The sequence below is a fragment of the Onishia taeanensis genome, from assembly GCF_900100755.1.
GTDB lineage: Bacteria > Pseudomonadota > Gammaproteobacteria > Pseudomonadales > Halomonadaceae > Onishia > Onishia taeanensis.
In genome coordinates this window covers 1-20,124 of sequence record NZ_FNCI01000024.1, presented here as the reverse complement: position 1 = coordinate 20,124, position 20,124 = coordinate 1, and the positions used below count along the sequence as shown (strand labels likewise).

At 58.5% G+C, this 20,124-nt stretch carries 18 protein-coding genes; 7 read left to right on the top strand and 11 right to left on the bottom strand.

Annotation, left to right across the window (positions count from 1 at the left end; genetic code table 11):
- Together BLR71_RS17085 and bioA are read right to left on the bottom strand one after the other, a co-directional pair.
- The coding region (locus tag BLR71_RS17085) for a transposase (protein WP_139172682.1) at nt 1-273 on the bottom strand (273 nt) is incomplete at its 3' end.
- Nucleotides 274-434: 161 nt separating this feature from the next.
- Nucleotides 435-1,730, bottom strand: coding sequence for an adenosylmethionine--8-amino-7-oxononanoate transaminase (gene bioA, locus BLR71_RS17080; protein WP_092529028.1), 1,296 nt, complete (start codon nt 1,728-1,730; stop codon nt 435-437).
- 249 nt (nt 1,731-1,979) lie between these two features.
- On the opposite strand from bioA, the gene BLR71_RS17075 reads away from it, so the two are divergent.
- Entirely contained in the window at nt 1,980-2,357 is a 378-nt protein-coding gene (locus tag BLR71_RS17075; protein WP_092529026.1) for a histone-like nucleoid-structuring protein, MvaT/MvaU family, read from the top strand.
- A 587-nt stretch (nt 2,358-2,944) separates the two neighbouring features.
- Here BLR71_RS17075 and BLR71_RS17070 read toward each other — a convergent pair.
- The 6 genes from BLR71_RS17070 to pilB all read right to left on the bottom strand — a co-directional run bounded on the left by BLR71_RS17070 (nt 2,945) and on the right by pilB (nt 8,784).
- Complete coding sequence (locus BLR71_RS17070) at nt 2,945-3,844, bottom strand: DNA replication terminus site-binding protein (protein WP_092529024.1); 900 nt, start codon at nt 3,842-3,844, stop codon at nt 2,945-2,947.
- Between the two features lie 12 nt (nt 3,845-3,856).
- Complete coding sequence (gene yacG / locus BLR71_RS17065) at nt 3,857-4,084, bottom strand: DNA gyrase inhibitor YacG (RefSeq protein ID WP_092529022.1); 228 nt, start codon at nt 4,082-4,084, stop codon at nt 3,857-3,859.
- Between the two features lie 91 nt (nt 4,085-4,175).
- Complete coding sequence (coaE, locus tag BLR71_RS17060; protein WP_092529020.1) at nt 4,176-4,787, bottom strand: dephospho-CoA kinase; 612 nt, start codon at nt 4,785-4,787, stop codon at nt 4,176-4,178.
- A complete protein-coding gene (locus BLR71_RS17055) occupies nt 4,784-5,635 on the bottom strand; it encodes a prepilin peptidase (protein WP_092529018.1) in 852 nt (283 codons plus the stop codon). Before BLR71_RS17055 ends, coaE begins: the two co-directional genes overlap by 4 nt.
- Nucleotides 5,636-5,721: 86 nt before the next feature.
- Nucleotides 5,722-6,951, bottom strand: coding sequence for a type II secretion system F family protein (locus BLR71_RS17050; protein WP_092529016.1), 1,230 nt, complete (start codon nt 6,949-6,951; stop codon nt 5,722-5,724).
- 63 nt (nt 6,952-7,014) lie between these two features.
- On the bottom strand, nt 7,015-8,784 hold the full coding sequence (gene pilB, locus BLR71_RS17045) for a type IV-A pilus assembly ATPase PilB (protein WP_092529014.1): 1,770 nt from the start codon (nt 8,782-8,784) through the stop codon (nt 7,015-7,017).
- 358 nt (nt 8,785-9,142) lie between these two features.
- On the opposite strand from pilB, the gene BLR71_RS17040 reads away from it, so the two are divergent.
- A complete protein-coding gene (locus BLR71_RS17040; RefSeq protein ID WP_281241787.1) occupies nt 9,143-9,610 on the top strand; it encodes a pilin in 468 nt (155 codons plus the stop codon).
- Between the two features lie 244 nt (nt 9,611-9,854).
- Here BLR71_RS17040 and BLR71_RS17035 read toward each other — a convergent pair whose 3' ends face one another.
- The 3 genes from BLR71_RS17035 to BLR71_RS17025 all read right to left on the bottom strand — a co-directional run bounded on the left by BLR71_RS17035 (nt 9,855) and on the right by BLR71_RS17025 (nt 12,147).
- The gene (locus BLR71_RS17035; protein WP_092529012.1) at nt 9,855-11,060 is read right to left on the bottom strand and encodes a GGDEF domain-containing protein; all 1,206 of its coding nucleotides are present in this window, start codon (nt 11,058-11,060) and stop codon (nt 9,855-9,857) included.
- Nucleotides 11,024-11,617, bottom strand: a complete 594-nt coding sequence (locus tag BLR71_RS17030; protein ID WP_139172680.1) for a hypothetical protein — start codon at nt 11,615-11,617, stop codon at nt 11,024-11,026. The genes BLR71_RS17035 and BLR71_RS17030 overlap by 37 nt, the downstream gene beginning before the upstream one ends.
- A 248-nt stretch (nt 11,618-11,865) precedes the next feature.
- Nucleotides 11,866-12,147: a hypothetical protein gene (locus BLR71_RS17025; RefSeq protein ID WP_092529008.1), complete on the bottom strand. Its 282-nt coding sequence runs from the start codon at nt 12,145-12,147 to the stop codon at nt 11,866-11,868.
- A 468-nt stretch (nt 12,148-12,615) separates the two neighbouring features.
- Between BLR71_RS17025 and BLR71_RS17020 the strand changes: the two genes are divergently transcribed.
- The 5 genes from BLR71_RS17020 to BLR71_RS17000 form a co-directional block, all read left to right on the top strand.
- Nucleotides 12,616-14,682, top strand: a complete 2,067-nt coding sequence (locus BLR71_RS17020; protein ID WP_092529006.1) for a TolC family outer membrane protein — start codon at nt 12,616-12,618, stop codon at nt 14,680-14,682.
- Nucleotides 14,683-14,859: 177 nt separating this feature from the next.
- Nucleotides 14,860-16,971 carry a type I secretion system permease/ATPase gene (locus BLR71_RS17015; protein ID WP_092529030.1) on the top strand — a complete coding sequence of 704 codons (2,112 nt, stop codon included), beginning with the start codon at nt 14,860-14,862 and terminating at the stop codon, nt 16,969-16,971.
- Nucleotides 16,968-18,401, top strand: coding sequence for an HlyD family type I secretion periplasmic adaptor subunit (locus BLR71_RS17010; RefSeq protein ID WP_092529004.1), 1,434 nt, complete (start codon nt 16,968-16,970; stop codon nt 18,399-18,401). The genes BLR71_RS17015 and BLR71_RS17010 overlap by 4 nt, the downstream gene beginning before the upstream one ends.
- 7 nt (nt 18,402-18,408) lie before the next feature.
- Complete coding sequence (locus tag BLR71_RS17005) at nt 18,409-19,026, top strand: helix-turn-helix transcriptional regulator (protein ID WP_245696585.1); 618 nt, start codon at nt 18,409-18,411, stop codon at nt 19,024-19,026.
- A 127-nt stretch (nt 19,027-19,153) separates the two neighbouring features.
- Nucleotides 19,154-20,124: retention module-containing protein (locus tag BLR71_RS17000; protein ID WP_175491719.1), on the top strand; the 971-nt coding region annotated here is incomplete at its 3' end.

Sequence of the window (20,124 nt, the reverse complement as noted above, 5' to 3'; positions counted from 1 at the left end):
CTCCAGGTTGCGGTGGCACTCCTTTTCCAGGCGACGAGTGCTGCTGGTCTGGTTCAGGTAGGCGTAGATATAGAGCTTGAGCAGGTCGCCCGGGTGGTAGGGTCGCCGGCCGGTGGCCGCGGTGCGCGCCTTGTCGAACCCCATTTCGATGACGTCCAGGGACTCCACGAAGGCATCAATCACCCGCACCGGGTGATTTTCCGGGACATATTCTTCAATGCTGGGAGGTAGCAGCGAGGTCTGGCTGCGAGGCTGTCCTTGTAGGTGTCGCATACAAAAATAGCCGTGAACGGGTGAGTTCACGGCTATCTTGCCAGCTTAGGAGGCTGTTTTCACACAGCCTCCTTAGGGGCGGCGTTTTTTTGGTTCTGGCGTTTGGGTTCGTGAGGGGGCTGATAGAGGCGAAACGAGCGTGGGTTTTCTCGTCGGGTCATTCAGTCGCCGAGTGCTGGCGCTGGCGACGCATTCAAGAACCAGTCTTTCATGGTCGAGGTGATCTGGCGCATTTCCTCATCGAGAGTGACGTAGGCGGGCATGGTGTAGAGCCAGCGGCCGAAACTTCTTAACCAGACGCCGCGACTGCGTGCGAAGTCCTGTACACCTTCGAGACTTGCTGCATCATGGACCTCTATCACTGCGGTGGCCCCGAGCACCCGGACGTCCTCAACGGCAGGGTGTGCCTTGAGGTCGGCATCCTCGGCCAGTTCCTGGCGAAGAATCGCATTCAGCGCGGCGATCTTGCCCAGATAGTCTTCCTCCTCGAAGACCGCCAAGCTTTCCAGTGCCACGCGGCAGGCGAGCGGGTTGCCCATGAAGGTGGGGCCATGCATGAAGGCGCGGTTGGGATCGTCGCTCAGAAAGGCTGAGTAGACGCTATCTGTGGCTAGAGTCGCGGCGTGCCCCAGGTAGCCACCGGTGAGTCCCTTGGAAAGCACCATGATATCTGGTGTAACACCGGCGTGCTCGGCAGCAAACATCTTGCCGGTGCGTCCGAAGCCGGTGGCTACCTCGTCGAAGATCAGCAGTACGCCGAATTCATCGCATAAGGCTCTGGCTGCCTTGACGTAATGCGGCGAGGTCATATTGAGGCCGCCTGCGGCCTGTAGCAGAGGCTCCATGAGCAGCGCGGCGATCTCATGGTGGTGAGCCTCGAGCATTTCGCGCAGGCCTTGAATGTCGGCTTCTACGGCCTCTCTTGGCGCATCGAAGGCTGTCGTGGGGGCGGGTGCGAAAAGGTGCTTTGGCAAGAAGCCGGAAAACAGCGAATGCATGCCCTCATCGGGATCGCATACCGCCATGCAGCCTGCTGTGTCGCCATGATAGGCCTTCATCAGCGACAGCATGCGGTGCTTGCCGGGGCGGCCGCGCTGTACCTGATACTGCACCGCCATTTTCATGGCGACTTCCATTCCGACCGAGCCGCTATCAGAGAAAAAAACATGATTGAGGCCTGGCGGGGTTATGCGGACTAGAGCGGCCGACAACTGGTCGGCAGCGTCATGTGTCAGTCCCCCAAGCATGACATGGCAGAGGGAATCGGCTTGCTGTTTGATGGCCGTTACGAGTCTGGGGTGGCCATATCCATGGATCATGCACCACCAGGAACAGGTCGCATCAAGGAGTTGCTCGCCACTTTCCAAGGTGAAGCGTGCTCCGCTACCGCCTATTACCTTTAGGGCCGCGGGTTGAGTCTGCATCTGTGCATAGGGATGCCATAGTGCCTGGCTCATGTGACTCTCTTTGTTAACAGTTTGATATATGTGAGGTTAACAGATTCTGTTCTTCTAGGTCATCCTCATACTCATGCCTTTCGGCGGCTATGTAAAAATGAGTAAAAAATTAATCAATGAGAATGTGTTGGGTTTCTGATATTGTCGTTTAAAATAAAAACGATTAGACTTATGCAAAGTCGATTACATCCCGACTTTGTTGATCCGCTATCCCCTAGCGTCTACCAGAAGCAGATATAAGGAACTGTCATGTCCCTGCTCAACGATTACATGCAGAAAGAACAGATGCTCAAGCAGCTCACTGATGAGCTCCAGAAGATGGAAAACGACAACCGTTTGAAGTCTGAACTCGAGTTCAAGGAAAAGCTCGAGGCACTGATGAAAGAGTACGGTAAGAGCGCTGCTGATGTCATCGAACTCGTCGACCCCAAGGCCGCTTCCCGTGCTGCAGCGAGCAAACCGGAATCGTCCGGTGGCCGTCGCAAGCGCAAGCTGAAGATTTACAAGAACCCGAATACCGGTGAAGTCGTCGAGACTCGCGGCGGCAACCAGAAGACCCTCAAGGCTTGGAAAGACGAGTACGGCAACGATACCGTCGAGTCCTGGCTGGTTCGCGTAGAAGAGTGATCTAGCCTCTTGCTCGACCATCGCCCCCGGTTTTGCCGGGGGCGTTTTTTTGGAAAATCACATGGCTTTTATAAAGACAGCCTGGAGTGTTTGTTAGTTCAGTACACATGAGTGTCGCTATACCGCAACACTTGACTGGCGGCGTCATTATGTAAAGTTCTCTATTCGCTGTGGTGCCAAGTCGCTAAGAGTTCTGCTGTAACGAAGTGCTTGACCGGGCGCCTACCAGTCAGTCGTCGCCATCATGAATGTCATGGCGAGGGTTGGGAGAGTTATTTTTGCATGGTTTGCACTCAATGCTCGCTTGGCTAGGTGTACCAGAAGGGACAAAGGCTGTTGGTCACTTTAGGCTGGGAAGTGGTGAAATAAGCTTTCGTTACGACCCAGTGGTGGCTTCAATAGCGAGTGTGGTGCGGCCGAGGAGGTTTCGAAAGTATGCAGCGTATTCTAGGAGGGCACTACCTACATGGGCGTAGGCGCTCAAGTTGACAGGGGTTGCGATCGAGATGATTTAATGTCTTAACAACTTGGCGCAGGCGCTGCTCGACTACTCCTTCAAGCACTTTGGGGTCGCTCCAAGATACCGGCTAGCGATAGCGGTAGATCCTCAGGCTTGGCAGGAAGGGGCTATCCTCAAGGCGCTCGTCGTTTCTTTTGGCGCGTGTTCGTTTCTCCTGCGGAGTAGGAGGGGGTTGATTATGATCGGGCAGAAGACCATTTGTACTAGGAATGAATAGCGGCAATGCAACGTTCATGGCGCGACGCTCGCGGCCGTCGGCTAGCGGCTCAGTGAAGAAGAGATTGGCGCGCATCAGAGGCGCCTGCTTCTGAACCTGGGCCAATGACTCACTGTCAGGAATGCCGGCTAGGCGTTTGAGCTGGATACGCACGTGAGGCGCGTCTGTATCCAGTGCCAGCAACTTTCTCTCAGCGTCGCGGACGCTCAGCTTCTTGATCGAGCGGCCGCTCGAATACCAGGCGAGTCGTACGCGGGATAGAGGGGCATTCGCTACCGGCAAGGCGCGCCAGCATTGTTTGAGGTGGAGTCTGGCCAGGCCTTGGCCGGTAAGGTGAGCATGTAGGGCCGGATGGCGAAATGGCAGCACCGCTTTGATCTCGGGGATGAGGTCAGCGGCATGCTCACGAATCTTTGCCAATATGTCGGCGAAGTCGTCCTTTGCCGCATTGACCTTTGCTACATGCTCGAGCATCTGCTGGTTGGCGGCAATCAGCCCGACATAGCTGCGGGTGGTGCGGCCATCCTGTCCGTCTTGATACCAGAAGTCGAGCAGTGCCGCTCTTAGCCAATCGGCGTCGGGTGTAGGGTGGTGTAAAGCCCAGGCACCGATGTTTCTTTCACGATTCTGTTCGCGGAAGCATTGAACCAAGGCTTCAATGCGATTGATGATCGTATCGAAGGCCTCCTCAAGCTCAGCTAGTAGGCGATACTGGGGCTCCGCCGGGCCTGGGTGTTGGTCGTCCTGCATGGCGCTGGTTCGTTATTCCTGGCCGCGCTCGGCGCGCATGATCATCTCGTCGATCTCGGTCTCATCCATGGCGGGCTCGCCAGCAATGCGATGAGACTCATCGGCCCAGGCGCCCAGATCGAGTAGTTTGCAGCGCTGGGAGCAGAAAGGACGATGCAGGTTGTCCTCTATCCAGGCTACCTTCTTGCGACACTGTGGGCAGGCGACTTCCAAGGGGCGGGAAGCGTGTTCTTGGGTCATATGGATCTCGTGCGGTTAAGAGTTGCGTCAGCATGCCCAATCGTCGAAGCCAAGGCAATCCAGACGAGTGGGCTTTTCCTAGCGGGCATTCTCAAGCGGTCTGATGAGGATGGCGATATAAGTGATCGAGTCTTGCCACCTGACGAGCCAGGTCGTCGGCATCGCCGCTGTTGTCGATGATGTCATCGGCTTTGGCAAGCCGTTCCTGCCTGGGCATTTGGGCCGCGACTATGGCCCGGGCCTGTTCTTCATCAACGCCGTCGCGGCTGGCGGTTCGGCTGACTTGCAGGGTCTCGGGAATATCGATCACCAGACAGCGGTCTACCAGTCGATGCTGATCGGACTCTAATAATAGCGGGGATACCAGGAGGTGGTAGGGGGCATCCGTCGCTGCCATGCGGGCAAGATGTGCTTCGAGTCGTTCGCGGATGCGTGGGTGAGTGACCGACTCCAGCCATCGCCGCTCGGCTTCATCGCTGAAGACGATGCTGCGCAGGGCGCGGCGATCTAGATGGCCGTCGTCGGTTAGTATCCCGGGGCCGAAGTGGTTAGCGATATCCTCGAGGGCTGGCTCGCCCGGTTCGACGACTTCGCGTGCTACATCATCGGCATCGATCCAGTCGATGCCGTGGGCCGCAAAGGCGCGCGCAACGGTCGACTTGCCTGAGCCGATGCCACCGGTAACGCCGATCGTGAAGCTCATGATATTAGGCCCTGGTAGGCGGCCTGCAGCGGTGCGCCGGCCAGCAAGGCTATCCAGCCAGCCATGGCCAAGAAGGGGCCGAAGGGCATGGGAGCGCCGCGTAGCCGTGGCACGACGACCTGCAGCAGAATGCCGATGATGGCGCCCACGCCAGCCGAAAGTATCAGCACCAAGGGCAGGGTCTGCCAACCTAGCCAAGCGCCCAGTGCGGCCAACAGTTTGAAGTCGCCATAGCCCATGCCTTCCTTGCCGGTGACGAGCTTGAAAAGCCAGTAGAAGCACCATAGTGAAAGATAGCCGGCCATGGCGCCAATGACGGCCGAGGTCAGCATGAGCGGTTGAAACATCAACTGATAGCCAAGCCCGGCCCATAGCAGCGGAAGGGTGATGATGTCAGGCAGTAGCTGAGTACGAAAATCGATCACTGCGAGCGTAAGTAATGCCAGGCAGGCGCCTATTAAGAAGAGGCTCTGCAGGCTTGCACCATATATGGCGATGACGGCCACGACCAGCGCCATGCCCGCAAGCTCGATCATGGGGTATTGCGGGCTAATCGGCTTCTTGCAGTTCGCGCATTTTCCGCGCCGCTTTAGAAAGCCAATCAAGGGTATGTTGTCGTGCCAGCTGATCGGCGCGTTACAGGCCGGGCACTGCGAGGCCGGGGTCATCAAGTTGAACTTAGTAGATGTCTCTGCCTCGAGCTCTAGCGCCTCGCGGGCTTCTGCTCTCCAGCCTTGCATCAATATCACCGGCAGCCGAGTGACCACCACGTTCAGGAAGCTGCCTAAGCATAGGCCGAGGACAACGATCAGTGGCCAGAATAAGGTGGGAGGAAGATCGGCAAGCAAGGGTGGCTCCTGGACTCTGAATAGTTAGAAAGAACGAGCATGGTGTTAATGTGGGCAGGCCAGTGGTGGCGAAAGGCCTGCCAATACTAGATGACGCTGCCCAGCTCGAAGATGGGGAGATACATTGACACAACGAGGCCGCCGACCAGCACGCCGAGCACGACGATGATAAACGGCTCGAGCAGCGAGGTGAGGGCATCTACCTTGTTGTCTACCTCTTCCTCATAGTATTCCGCCACCCGGTTGAGCATCGCATCCAAGGCCCCGGATTCCTCGCCAATACCTACCATCTGCACGGCAAGCGCGGGAAATTGCTCGGTCAGCCGCATGGCGAAGTGTAGTTGCTGGCCGGACGAGACATCATCTCGCACCTGATGTATGGCGCGTTCATAGACCTTATTGCCCGAGGCGCCAGCGGCAGTCTCGAGGGCCTCGACGAGCGGGACGCCGGCACCGAAGGTGGTGGCGAGCGTGCTGGAATACCGCGACACCGATGATTTGTCGAGGATGTCGCCGATCACCGGCAGTTTCAGCGCCAGGGCATGCATCCGGTAGGTGAAGGCATCGGAGCGTCTCATACCCTGGCGGATCAGTACGATACTCGCGATAACCAAGCCGATTGCCCAGAGCCAGTATTGCTGGGCGAAGTCGGACAGGGCCATGGTCATGCGTGTCATTGCCGGGAGTTCGGCACCAAAGCCTTGGAAGAGACTCTCGAACTGGGGGACCACCTTGATCAACAGGAGTGCGGTCACGCCAATACCCACTGATATGACGGCGACGGGATAATAGAGCGCCTTCTTGACGCGCCCCTTGAGTGACTCGATCTTCTCTTTGTAGCTGGCTACCTTCTCGAGCATATGGTCAAGCGAGCCCGACTGCTCGCCTGCTTCGATCATATTGACGAATAATCGATCGAAGTGCTTGGGATGCTTGCGCAGTGCATCCGAGAAGCTGGTGCCCGATGAGACGTCGCTCATCAGGTCCTGGACCAGGGCGCTCATGGTGGGGTTCTTGAGGCTTTCCGCTACCACGGAGAAGGCCTGCAGCATAGGTACGCCGGCCTTGATCATGGTGGCCATCTGGCGGGCGAAGATCATGATATCGCGCGGCTTGATCTTGCTCATGCCACTGCCAAAGCTGCTTTTGCGGCGTACGCTCTTGACGAGGATATTCTGGCTATTGAGTTGCTGTTGTACTTCTTCTTTTTCTTTGGCAACGATCTCACCTGAGACCCGCCGCCCGCCGGGGCCTTTGCCCGTCCATTTCCAACGCTGCAGTTTTGCTGGCTTCTTTTGCTTGGGCTGTCGCGCCATGGGCGTTCCCCTCGAATGCTATGGACCCGTTTGGGTCATGATCGGCAACGATGCGCTATGGGATCAGTCCCGAATGATGCGGTTAACCTCTTCGAGGCTGGTCATCCCTTGCATGACCTTGAGTAGGCCACTGCGGCGCAGGTCCGGGTGGCCTTCACGCCTTGCCTGTTCGTCAAGTTCTATGGCGTTGCCGTTGCGCATAATCAACTGACTGATGGCGTCGCTGATCGGTACGACTTCATAGATGCCGACGCGCCCCTTGTAGCCAAGCGTACAGTGTCTGCAGCCGATCGGATGGTAGATGGTCGCCTGTTGTATTTCGTCTTCTGTGAAGCCTTCTTCTCGAAGCACCTCTACTGGGAGGTTAACCGGCTCCTTGCAATGCTGGCAGAGCCGGCGCGCCAGACGCTGGGCGATAATAAGCGATACCGAGCTGGCGATGTTGAAGGGGGCGATCCCCATATTTGAAAGGCGCGTCAAAGTCTCTGCGGCAGAGTTGGTGTGTACGGTAGAAAGCACCAAATGGCCGGTCTGTGAGGCCTTGACGGCAATCTCAGCCGTTTCTAGATCGCGAATCTCACCGACCATGACCACGTCAGGGTCCTGGCGCAGAAAGGCGCGAAGGGCGCTGGCGAAGGTCAAGCCAATCTTTGGCAGTACGCTAACTTGGTTGACGCCAGGGACTTTGATTTCGACGGGGTCTTCGGCGGTAGATATGTTGCGTTCACCGGTGTTGATGATATTGATGCCGGTGTAGAGCGATACCGTTTTACCACTGCCGGTGGGGCCGGTGACCAGAACCATGCCTTGAGGGTCTGAGAGCGCCTGCTCGTACATCTTGCGCTGCTGTGGTGTGAAACCAAGCGAGTCGATGCCCATCTGCGCGGTAGCTGGGTCGAGAATACGCAGCACCAGCTTTTCGCCGAACACTGTGGGTAGGGAGCTGACGCGAAAGTCGATCGAGCGTTGCTTGGAGAGCTTTAGCTTGACAGCACCGTCCTGTGGGAGGCGGCGTTCTGAGATATCGAGCCGCGACATGACTTTCAAACGCGCGGCAATGCGAGTGCGCATGCCAAAGGGAGGGCGTGCCGCTTCCACCAGGATGCCATCGATGCGCATACGAATTCGGTAGCTGGATTCGTAGGGTTCGAAGTGGATGTCCGAGGCCCCACGGCGTATGGCATCCAATAGCACCTTGTTGACGAATTTGACCACCGGTGCATCGTCGCTGCCAGCGGTTACGGCTTGGTCATCTTCAGGGTCGTATTCCTCGTACTCGAGCCCTTCCAGGCCGTCACTGGCATCGTCGAGGCCACCAAAAATCTCTGCGTTCTCGTGGTGGCTCAGATAGCTTTCTAGTACTGGCCCTAATTGATCGACCGGTGCCAGCACGCCTTCGACCGTGAGGTTGGTGGCGAACTGCAGCTCGTCCAGTAAGGCTAACGTCGACGGGTAGGGAACGGCGACCGTTAGGCGGTGCTCGCTGCGGTAGAGAGGCATGACGCTGAGTTTACGGAGAATTTTCTCCGGCATTTCCTGAGGCGGAGGCAGGCTATCCAGCCGCAGAGCGTCCAAGTCCAGCAAGGGTAAACCATATTCCCATGCTGCCGAGAGCGCCGCTTGTCGAGCGGGCACTAGGTCATTCTCGACCACATGGCGCATCAGCGAGATGCCTTCTTGCTCTGCGTCCTGCAGGGCACGCTGTGCTGCAGCTTCGCTCAAGTAGCCGTCGGCCGATAGACGCCTAGCGAACCCCCGCAGCGCTGAAGGTATGCTACCACCATCGGCAGGATGGCCATGGTGTGCTGCGCCCCGCGGCTGTGAATCCTGCATAGGCACTCCTGAAAAGGTTGCTACGAATACGATGGCGATCATTCTATCTGGTTAGGCAGGCATTAGGCAGAGGCACCCTCCACCAGACTGAGCTGATGGGGCAGAATGGCCGAAAGCCGACCATTTCAGTGTCTTGCCGTTGTCACCTGTGTGGCTTAATGTGAGGCATAGAAAAGCATTGGTGATAGCTACCATTGAAGCTGATAGGGCATTAGCACACTCAGCAATGCTGATGTCACTCCATAAAATCGCTAGTATCATGCTGCTCAGCCAGGCAAGCCAGCCGACTGAAACGTATGGATCGGCAACGAAGCCCTAATGGGCAGTCATGCAAGGGGGAAGTATGAGGAAACAAGGTATGAAACACATGAAGGGTATGCAGTCGGGACAGGGCGGCTTTACGCTGATTGAGCTGCTGATCGTTGTGGCGATTATCGGTGTTTTGGCAGCTGTGGCTATACCCAGGTATCAGGATTATGTAACTCGATCAGAGGTGACTTCAGCATTCGCGACTGTCAGGGGAACGCAAACGCAAGCTGAAGTGGCAATTCAGAATGGCGATGATTTGTCATTGACAGGTTCGGATGCAGGGTTCATAGGTGTTGGTGCTAATGCTGCTGGGACTTTGGGAACTATTAGTGTGCAACAGACTACAGATGCAGATGATGCAGAGCAAAATGCATATGTAAGGTTTACATTTGATGGGGATGATGCGAGCTCTAACATTTCAGATGACTATATCCAGATTGAACGTCAAGCTAACGGCTGGACTTGTGTTACCAATGTTGATGATGCATTCAGGCCCGATGGCTGCACGAGTGCTTGATTCTTTGAATATCTATGTCTAGTTGGTAGTGGTGGTCGATTTTTTATCGGCCACTTTTTTTATTTTTCTCAGTAGTATCGTTTTTCTTTTCAGTTTTTTACTATTGGATATGATTGGGTGGTTGTTGCAAATGGTTTTTTAGTCTGTTGCATTATAGTCAAGAAGGTTGAGTGGTTTTGTTGATGTGGGGTTAAACCTCGTCCGATTTGAAGGTTCGCTTGCCAGGTCTTTTTTATTTGGACCGTTAGCCTCTGGTGCTGGGAACAAAGGATTCTAGTTGATCTCTTCCACCGGCCTTTGCTCGGTACAGCGCAGCATCGGCATGGGCATATAAGACATCAAAGTCGTAGTCATCTTGGTGGTGAGTCGTCGTCACGCCGATGCTGACCGTCAGGGGGACGCTATTTTCTTCATGGGTGATGATAATGGCTCTAATGCTCCCTAGTAGCCTTTCACAGAGCTCACTGGCCCCATCGGGGTTAGTATTCGGCATCAGCAGGCAGAATTCTTCGCCTCCGATTCGTGCCAAGACGTCAGATTCCCTCGCCATTGTTTTTAGTTGCAGTGCGAGCTGCTTGATTACCTGGTCGCCGAAAGGGTGCCCGTAGCGATCATTGATGCGCTTGAAATGATCAATATCTATAATCGCCAAACTAACCGAATCGCCTGAGCGTTTGGCAAGCGTCAAGATATGCTTTGCCCTGTTCATGGCAGCCCTGCGGTTTTCTAGGCCCGTCAATTCATCCGTTATCGATAGGTGTTCGAGTTCATGCTGCTGGCCAAGAATCTTTTCTATGGCGACAAGCAGTCCGAGTATGACTACCAGAACAAGAATGCCCAGGGCGATGATGATCTGTGTCATCACCGACATGATGTGCTGCTGCTCGGTGGCACCTCGAATCATCAGCGTATGCAGTTCGCTATAGATGTAGGCCAGGCTGTTATCGATGTCTTCCGTCAGGTCGTGCAGCGAACTGAGTTGACTGGTGTCCTCAAGCACATCGGGGGCAATGGCGTCTGCCTGCTGAAGCAGGCTATCCAGATGCGTAAATTCCTCGAGGATGTGTTGGGTATCATGCGCCGTCAGCTTGCTTCGCTGCAGGTACTGTTCGATGGTCATCTGGCGGCTATGGATCATCCACAGCGCCTGAAGCAATTGCCGTTGGTGCAGGGGTTGGGGGTGGTCCAGCAAGTTGAGGCTTGATTGGCGCAGCGCTTCGCCATCGTGCTGTGCCCGCACGATTTCACTGGAAAAGGCGATGTAGTCGGCATCCAGCTGTTTTTGGGCGTAGCTGGCATAGAAGGTGATGGCAATCACGGCAAGCCCTGACAATAGCAGGAAGCTTATCCAGATCAGCAGTTGGCGCCGCGAGAACCCCAGGCTCAAGCGGGACTTGGTGGTTGCCATGGTCGTCAGCTCGCGTTGATCGTTGCCAGCGACCAGATCCACTTGTCGAAGGGCTCCTGTCCTTCAAGGACGGCGTCTTCATCGGCGGGCACCACCAGCATCAGCGGGCCGCGCTGGCTCTGCGGGATCGGCGCGCCGTCGAAGCGGGTAACGAGCAGGTAGTCCTTCTTCTTCCGCTGCGCCTGTTTGAGGAAGATGGAGTAGTTGTCGACGGCGATCAGGCGCAGCCGTGCGGCATCGCCCAGCGCATAGGCGGTGAGAAAATCTTCCAGCAGAACGCCACTGTAGACGCCCTCCGGTCCTTCCGGGTGTTGCAGCTTTGCCTCGTGCAAGGGCAGGCGCTCGATGTCGGAAAGCGACAGCTGCTCTCGGCGATCGGCGGCCTGCAGGATGAGGATCGGCGTGGTGTCCTGGGAAGGGACGAGCTTGCTTGGGGTTAGCTCGGCGGCCTGCAGGCAGGAGCTGAGCAACAGTCCCATCAGCAGGCCCGCACCCCAGCGCGTCTTGCGGCTAGAGCGTCCGCCTGTCTCTTTATTAGGTGTCGCTCCTAATGTGTCTGTGGGGTCGACCCAGGACAGGAGCTCGCTGAACATCATCATGATTTTACCTGCGTTGCCGCCGCCGTGCGTCTAACCAGCTGATGCCGATGGCTTATGTTTTTATAGGAAGCGGTGATCCTTCATGTAGCGCCCTTACATCTGGTGCGGGGGCGAGGAGGCATCACCGCTTTGTTACCAAGGGTAACTCTAGACGAAGGGCATGCAGGTGTGAACAGGAAAAAGGCCACGCTGACGCTTTCATGAGCCATGTCAATGTGTGACGCGCGTCAGCATTACCTGATGGCGATTCAGTACATGGCCTGTTCTTCGCCAACGACTTCCTTGAGTAGCTCCAGGTAGAGCTTGTCGGCCTCCGAGTGTTCGCTGGGGTCTTCAGGGATATGCACGCTGGTGGTGTCGGAGATGTCGTTGGCGATACGGGCCATGATCTTGGCATCCGAGCCTTCCGCCAGGTGCTGGCGTGCCACTACCAGGGATTGCTCGAGGATCTGAGGGTCCTGCAGCAGCTTCTTGATGAATCCGCGTAGTTCGTTGATCACGCGGGTCTTCTGGATTTCGGGTGCGGACATGGACGGCTCCTTTCGATGGCACAATCTGGGTGGCAAAACCTACCGGGCAGGGCCGCTGCCACGGTGATGGCGAGACCATAGCATATCGGCTGTGGTGGCGGTGAGCCTGACGGTGCCATGGAGAATCGCCATTGTTGGGATTGTTGGCAGAAGATTACGTCCTCCGTCGCCTCTTGCCGACATCGGGCGACAGGCAAAAAAGGGTTAAATCCCATACCCATTCATGAGGGGCGGGCTTGGTTTTATAGCAGTCACTCAGCAGAAAATGTGACATGATTTACATTAGTGGCTTAAATATGTGGTAAATGTTACTTGTAATCGGTGGCGAGTCCTTGACAAGGAACGCCAAGGACAATGGGCGGACGACAAAATATGGAAGATCTTTCATCTGCAGTTGCTTTTTTGCGGGCTTCGCGGCCAAGGCGCTTTAACTCTCGCTGGCTTGCGGGCTCACTGCTGGTCGCATCGATGGTGCAGGCCGCCCCCATTCTGGCTCAGCAGGCTCCCGCCGGCAGCATGACGCTCACCGAGGCTGTCCGTCAGGCCGTTAATGAGAACCCTGAGGTGCGGGCCGCCTGGCACGCCTTCCAAGCCTCACGTAATGAAGTCGACGTGGCGCGTGGGGGCTATTTTCCTAGTGTGGATGCCACCGCGGGCGTTGGGCGTGAAGCGGTGTCCGATGACGGTGCCGGCAGCTACAGCACCGATTTCGTCGAACTGACCCTTACACAGATGCTGTATGACGGCTTCTCGACCCAAAATGAAGTGGCGCGCCTCGACCAGGCCAAGCAGGTGCGCTTCTTTGAGCTGCTCGATGCCAGTGAAGAAGTGGCGTCCGATGTCTTCCGCGCCTATGAGGACGTGCGCCGCTATCGTGAGCTGGTGTCGCTGGCGCAGGATAACTATGCCAAGCATCTGCGTGTCTACCGTCAAATCGAGGAGCGCGTTACGTCAGGCTCAGGCCGGCGTGTCGATCTGGAACAGATCAGCGGTCGTCTGTCACTGGCAGAATCTAATCTGATGACCGAGGCGGCTAACCTTCACGATGTCAGTGCCCGCTTCCAGCGTCTGGTGGGGGAGGTTCCGTCGTCTACGTTGGTACCGCCTCCAGCGTTGGATCAGGCGTTGCCCGCCTCATTGCAGAACGCCCTGAACATGGCGTACCAGGGCAATCCTGGTTTTCATGCCGCCATCAAGAATATCGAGGCGACGCGTAATGAGCTGGCCGGAACGCGTTCGGCCTACCAGCCACGGCTCGAGTTTCGGGCGCGGACGGGACGTGACAACGAACGCTCGGGCGTGACCCGTCGCGATGGCAGCTCTGCGGAGCTGGTGGCCACCATGAACCTGTACCGAGGCGGCAGCGATCAGGCGCGCTTCCGTCAGGTCAGCGACGAGGTCGAACGCAGCATCAGCCTGCGCGAACAGGAGTGCGTCGGCCTTCGTCAGACCACGTCGATCGCCTATCAGTCTGCCCGGCGGCTCGAAGAGCAACAGCGCTATCTGAACCAGCACCGGCAGCATATCGACCGCGTGCGTGGCGCCTATCAGCAGCAGTTCGATATTGGCCAGCGGACTCTGCTGGACGTGCTGGATAGCGAGAACGAGTACTTCGATGCCAGCCGTGCCTATGCCAATGCCCTCTATGATCAGCGCATTGCCGAAGCGGAAACCCTGGCCGCCATGGGGGCGCTGCTCACTCAGCTCGAGGTGCGCCGCGAGGGGTTGCCATCTCTTGGTGAAATCGGCAGCAAGGGCGTCACGGTCGACGCTGACGCGATCTGCCCGGCACAAGGGCCGGCAAGTCTTACGCTTGATGACCTGACGGCCGGCCTTGATGTGCCCGAGTCTGCTTCGCCTGATATCGTGCTCTCGGCGGATGCGCTGTTCGCGCCTGGAAGCGCCGAGCTGTCTGCCCAGGCGAGGGAGGAACTTGCGGGCCTGGCAGCGGAGCTCAAGGCCCGCAACGATCTGGCCCGCGTCGTCATTGCCGGCCATGCCGACAGTACCGGCAGCGATGCCATCAACGAGCCGCTGTCGCAGGCGAGGGCCGATCAGGTGGCCGGTTATCTGGCGACCCGCGGGGTGGACAGGGCGCTGCTGGTCGCACGTGGCTTCGGGTCTCGCCAGCCGGTGGCAACGAATGATACGGCCGAGGGGCGTCGCGCGAACCGCCGTGTCGAGATCACATTTGAGACGTTGGACTTCGGCTTCGATGCCTCGACGATGCGCCCGGGGTCACTTTCCGTTGCCTACAGCAGCGACGCCGTTGGCGGTGCCACCACTACGCCGAAGGCTGATGCCCCAACCACCTATCTCCAGGTGGCGGCACTGAGCGCCGTGGATCGGGCACGGGCCCTAAAAGAGGAGCTGACGGTACGTCTTGCCAGCGAGCTGCGGGTACTCAGTGACGGTGACCTGCATCGCGTTCAGGTAGGCCCGGTGGCCGCGAAGGAGCTTCCCTCGCTGCAGGCCCGGCTGCAAGCATTGGGCTACACCGAGGCCTTTGTTGTGAAATCGGAACAGCCAAGCTGAATGCATTAGGCCTTGAGACGACAATCGGGCCAGTGCTGCATGCCGACCTGGCCAGAGTCTGGCTCGAGTCTTCTTATTGTTTGAATCGTCGAGGTTCCATTGACCAGTGATGCGAAAAAGGCCAAGGACGCCTCCCACGAGCTGCCTGCTCAAGACACGCCAACACCACAAGACGACTTGCTGGCATGCCTGCAGGTGGTGGCTCGGGCTCATGACCGGGAAACCAATCCAGACACGCTGACGGCGGGTCTGCCGCTGGAAGAGGGACGCCTAACGCCCTCGGTGTTCGCGCGCGCCGCCAAGCGCGCCGGCCTATCGGCGCGCCATACGCGATGCCGGCTGGTTCAACTTAACCCGTCGCTGTTCCCGGTGGTATTGCTGCTCGAGCCAATGCGTGCTTGTGTCTTGCTGTCGTTGGACGTCACCGAGCGTCAAGCCAAGGTGATCTTTCCTGAACTTGGCGAGGCGGTGGTCGAGGTGTCGCTGGATGAGCTTCAGGCTCGCTACAGTGGCCGCGCGCTCTATGCTCGCCCGGCCTTTCGGTTTGATGCTCAGAGCCCGCAGCGCGGCGCTACCCGACACGGCCACTGGTTCTGGGATGTGATTCGCGAGAATCGTCGCGTCTATCGTGATGTCCTGATCGGTTCGGCAATGATCAATCTCTTCGCCATTGCGATGCCGCTGTTTGTGATGAACGTCTATGATCGCGTGGTCCCGAATCATGCGGCCGAGACACTCTGGGTGCTGGCGATCGGCATCTTCGTGGTGCTGTGTTTTGATCTGGCCCTGCGTCTGATGCGCAATGCCTTCGTGGATCTCGCCGCTAGTCGCGCCGACGTCAAGCTCTCCTCGTCGATTATGTCGAGGGTCCTGGGTATGCGGATGGAGGGGAAGCCCGCCTCTTCGGGCTCTTTCGCCTCGACGCTGCAGTCCTTCGAATCCGTGCGTGCTTTCATCGGTTCCGCGACGGTGGTAGGGCTGGTCGATCTGCCGTTTGTGCTGCTTTTCGTCACCATTATCGCCTTGATTGGCGTGCCTTTGGTCATCCCGATCCTTATCGGCATCGTTTTTGTATTGCTTTATGGTTTGGCCGCTCAGCGTCGGTTGCATGAGCTCTCGGCAACGACCTGGCGTGCTAGCGCGCAACGCAATGCCACCCTGGTAGAGTCGCTTGGCAACCTGGAAACCGTGAAAGCACTGCGTGCTGAAGGACGTATTCAGGCTATCTGGGAAAGGTCCACGGCCTTCTTGTCACGCACCTCGGCTCAGCTTCGCCTGACCGCTTCTTCGGTGACCAGTGTGGCAATGTGGACGCAGCATACGGTGGCTGTGGCGGTGATCGTGGTCGGCGTCTATATGATCATCGCAGGGGATTTGACCCAGGGCGGCTTGATCGCTGCCTATCTGCTGTCGTCCCGGGCCATGGCGCCGATCAGTCAGTCGGCGGGGCTGCTGGCGCAATATCACCAGTCATCGACATCTCTTGCGTCATTGAATGAGGTCATGGCCCAGCCAACCGAACGCGCCGACCAGCAGCAATGGGTTTCTCGCCCGCTGATCCGTGGCGATATCGAATTCTCGCGGGTGTCGTTGTGTTACCCGAACGAGCAGCGTGAGGCGTTGCGTGAGGTATCGCTTAAGTTGGCGGCGGGGGAAAAGCTGGCCTTGCTGGGTCGGGTCGGGTCGGGCAAGTCGACCCTGAATAAGCTACTGCTCGGGCTCTATCAGCCCACTGCTGGTGCGGTGACCATCGATGGGGTGGATATTCGCCAGTTCGATCCACTGGAACTTCGTCGGCATATTGGCTATGTGCCACAGGATGTCAGCCTGTTCTTCGGCTCTCTGCGCGACAACGTGATCGCCGGTGGCGGTAGTGATGGGGTGAGTGACGAGACCTTGCATTGGGCCATCGACGTCGCGGGGCTCAAGGACTTCGTCAACAGTCACCCGCAAGGGCTGGATATGCCGGTCGGGGAACGGGGGGAGCGGCTCTCCGGCGGGCAGCGTCAGGGCGTGGCGATTGCCCGTGCGCTGGTGCACGACCCGCAGATCCTGCTGCTCGATGAGCCGAGCAGTGCCATGGACCATGCAAGCGAAGAAGCCTTCAAGAAGCGTCTGTCGGCGCTTGCCAAGGCCAAGACGGTCATCGTGGTGACGCACCGGACCTCGTTACTATCCCTGGTGGACCGGGTGGCCGTGGTCGATGGTGGCAAGATTGTGGCCGACGGGCCGCGGGATCAGGTCGTCGAGGCGCTGCGCAATGGCAAGATCGGGAGGGCAGCACGATGAGCCGAAAGGACGAATCCTCGCGCCATGCAGAGCAGAAAGGCTTCGAGGCCGTTGGTCATGTATCGGCCCAAGGGGGGAAGGTGTTGCGCCCGCTGATCGATCGGCTCTTCGCCAAGCGCGTGTCTGCTGCTCACCTTGATCGTGACTGGGCCACGGATGCGGATTGGGCGCGCATTCAGCAAGAGCCCCTGCGTGCTCGGGCGCTGCTTTACGGCATGGTGCTGGCCATAGTGAGCCTGATGGTATGGGCCTATTTTGCAGAACTCGATGAGGTCAGTCGCGGCACCGGGCGGGTGATTCCTTCCTCCCAGCTGCAGCGCGTGCAGTCGTTTGACGGCGGGGTGGTCAATGCGATTCTGGTTGAGGAAGGCGAGAAGGTCGAGGCCGGTCAGCTATTAATGCGTATCGACCCGACCCGCTTCATTTCGACGTTTCGTGAGAACCGTGCTCGGGCGCAGGCCCTGCAGGCACGGGCCGCGCGTCTGCGTGCCCTGGCAACTAGCAGCGACTTCGATCCGCCCGAGACGCTGCGTGCCGAGGCTCCCGAGCTCGTGGCTCAGGAGTCAGCGCTCTATGCCAGCGGCCTGTCGGCGCTTGCCGAGCAGCAGGGCGTGCTGCAGGAGCGTCTCAGTCAGCGTCAGGCCGAACTCGCCGAAGCCCAGTCGCGGCTGGCCACGGCGAGCCGCGAACTCAGCCTGGCTTCACGGGAGCTGACGCTGACGCGCCCCTTGCTTAACTCCGGTGCCGTGTCAGAGGTGGAGGTGCTGCGTCTTGAGCGGGAAGTCTCTCGCGTCAGGGGCGATCGAAACCAGGCCCAGTCTCAGGTGGCGCGGCTTGAATCCGCGGCAGAAGAAGCCCGGGCCCAGCTTCGAGAGGCGCAGGCGGAAAAACGTAGCGAATGGCGCAATCAGCTCTCCGAAACCCTCTCCGAGCTTTCTACGCTCGATGAATCCAGCACCGGGCTCGAGGATCGTGTGCGACTGGCGGAGATTCGTTCGCCGGTCGATGGCATCGTGCAGCGCATGACCATCACGACGATCGGCGGTGTCGCACAGCCTGGCCAGGACGTGGTCGAGATCGTGCCAAGCGACGATCAGTTGCTGGTCGAGGCGCGTATCGCTCCGCAGGATATCGCCTTTCTGCGACCGGGCCAGCCGGCCACCATTAAACTCACGGCCTACGATTTCGCGGTCTATGGCGGTGTGCCGGCAGAGCTCGAGCATATCAGCGCCGACACCATCACCGATGAAGAAGGCAATACCTTCTATCTGGTGCGGGTCAAGACGCAGACCGATGCGCTGAATAATGGCCTCGACATCATTCCCGGCATGACCGCTGAAGTGGATATTCTCACCGGAAAGCGCACGGTCATGGAATACCTGCTCAAACCCCTGCTGCGCGCCCAGCAGAACGCCTTAACGGAGCGCTGAGTCGATGATGCAACACTGGATTCTTTTATCGTCTGACCAGGTGCCGATGCGCTGGCGCGAGGCTTTTCCCGAGGGGCGCGCCGGTGATGAATCCGTTGTGCATGATGAGCGAGAAGGGCCATGCCACGCATGGGTGCCGAGCCATTTGCCGGATTGGGAAGAAACGGTGGCACGGCTCGCCGCGCGAGGTGCCGTGGTCTGCGTGCTGGCGCTGCAACCGCAAAGCCGCGAGGCGCTTCGTGCCTTGGCTGCTGGCGCGCGAGGGTATGCCCACTTGCTATCGCCCGCGGAGTTGCTCAAACAGGTCGCCTTGGTGACCGAGCATCAGGGGATCTGGGTGGGCAGCGAGCTCTTGTCTCAGGTCGTCGGGTCCAGCTTTCGGGCTCTTGGTGGGCGTGAGGGTGTTCAGGTCGAGCGGTTGGAGCGTCTAACCCAACGCGAGCGTTCGGTTGCCCTGGCTGTGGCCGAAGGCCACAGCAATAAGGAGGTAGCCAGGCAGCTCGACATCACCCCGCGCACGGTGAAGGCACACCTGGGTGCCATCTTTCGCAAGCTCGAAGTGCGTGACCGGATGCAGTTGGTCCTCATGCTCTCTCGCCAGGAAACCCCCACTCCCCAGCACTAGTCTTCGCCTACTGTACTATCGGTACAGTATCCCTTGCGTCGTTCACGCCGTAGCCTGACTGGCATAAGCCATATTTCGGCCTTCGACCCTGATGTCGGAGGCGCTGCCCCAGTTGGGAGTGTTCATCATGTCCATCGCAACCGTTGTCTCTATTTCTGGTCAGGCTTGGGCGCGAGACGCCGAAGGTGATCTTCGTGAGCTGCAGCAGGGTGACCAGCTTCTGGATGGTGAGACCTTGGTGACCTCCGATAGCGGCGCGGTGCAGCTGGATTTCGAGGATGGTCTGCCGCCGGTTGCGATTGGTGGTGGCCAGCAGGTGGCGATGAGCGGCGAGTTGGATGCAGACGAGCCTGTCGAGCCGGATGAGGCCAGTGCCCAGGACGAGGGCATCGACGCTTTACTGGCGGCGCTGGACGGAGAGGGCGATCTGCTTGATGACCTGGAGGCAACCGCCGCCGGTGGTGGAGATGGCGCTGAAGGCGGCGGCCATAGCTTCATTCAGCTGGCGCGTATTGTGGAATCCGTTGATCCTCTGGCCTTCGCTTTCGATACCGCGCGCGCAAACAATATCGACAGTGAGCTGCGGGGGGCGCCGGCATTCCTTGATAGCCCGTCGGCCAATGTTGCACCTGAGGCAAGCAATGACGCCTTCACCACCAATGAAGACACCGCGCTGAGCGGTGCCAACGTGCTGGCTAATGACACCGACCCCGAGGGCGATAGCCTCTCGGTCAGCGACGCCGGTTCCCGTCAGGTGACCTTCACCGGTCCCGATGGCTTCACGGTGACCGCCGAGGTCACCATCGACGAAGGTGGCAACGTGAGCTTCGACCCGTCCGGCGCCTTCGATGCCCTGGGCGTCGGTGAAGCCGCCACCGGCACGCTCACCTACACCGTCAGTGATGGCAGCGCCACCGATACCGCCAGCGTGACCCTGACCGTCAACGGCGTGAACGACGCCCCGACCGCCGGTAATGACGGCACCGGCGCCGCCGATGACGTCTTCACTACCGACGAAGACACCGCGCTGAGTGGCGCCAACGTGCTGGCTAATGACACCGATCCGGAAAATGACGCGCTGACCGTCAGCGACGCCGG

What these genes read in the sequence shown, in the direction of transcription:
- BLR71_RS17040 (WP_281241787.1), top strand. Translation starts at nt 9,143, where the DNA reads ATGAAACACATGAAGGGTATGCAGTCGGGACAGGGCGGCTTTACGCTG.
- BLR71_RS17070 (WP_092529024.1), bottom strand. Translation starts at nt 3,844, where the DNA reads ATGCAGGACGACCAACACCCAGGCCCGGCGGAGCCCCAGTATCGCCTA.
- BLR71_RS17030 (WP_139172680.1), bottom strand. Translation starts at nt 11,617, where the DNA reads ATGATGATGTTCAGCGAGCTCCTGTCCTGGGTCGACCCCACAGACACA.
- BLR71_RS17005 (WP_245696585.1), top strand. Translation starts at nt 18,409, where the DNA reads ATGCAACACTGGATTCTTTTATCGTCTGACCAGGTGCCGATGCGCTGG.
- BLR71_RS17075 (WP_092529026.1), top strand. Translation starts at nt 1,980, where the DNA reads ATGTCCCTGCTCAACGATTACATGCAGAAAGAACAGATGCTCAAGCAG.
- coaE (WP_092529020.1), bottom strand. Translation starts at nt 4,787, where the DNA reads ATGAGCTTCACGATCGGCGTTACCGGTGGCATCGGCTCAGGCAAGTCG.
- BLR71_RS17020 (WP_092529006.1), top strand. Translation starts at nt 12,616, where the DNA reads ATGGTGCAGGCCGCCCCCATTCTGGCTCAGCAGGCTCCCGCCGGCAGC.
- BLR71_RS17050 (WP_092529016.1), bottom strand. Translation starts at nt 6,951, where the DNA reads ATGGCGCGACAGCCCAAGCAAAAGAAGCCAGCAAAACTGCAGCGTTGG.
- BLR71_RS17025 (WP_092529008.1), bottom strand. Translation starts at nt 12,147, where the DNA reads ATGTCCGCACCCGAAATCCAGAAGACCCGCGTGATCAACGAACTACGC.
- pilB (WP_092529014.1), bottom strand. Translation starts at nt 8,784, where the DNA reads ATGCAGGATTCACAGCCGCGGGGCGCAGCACACCATGGCCATCCTGCC.
- BLR71_RS17010 (WP_092529004.1), top strand. Translation starts at nt 16,968, where the DNA reads ATGAGCCGAAAGGACGAATCCTCGCGCCATGCAGAGCAGAAAGGCTTC.
- bioA (WP_092529028.1), bottom strand. Translation starts at nt 1,730, where the DNA reads ATGAGCCAGGCACTATGGCATCCCTATGCACAGATGCAGACTCAACCC.
- yacG (WP_092529022.1), bottom strand. Translation starts at nt 4,084, where the DNA reads ATGACCCAAGAACACGCTTCCCGCCCCTTGGAAGTCGCCTGCCCACAG.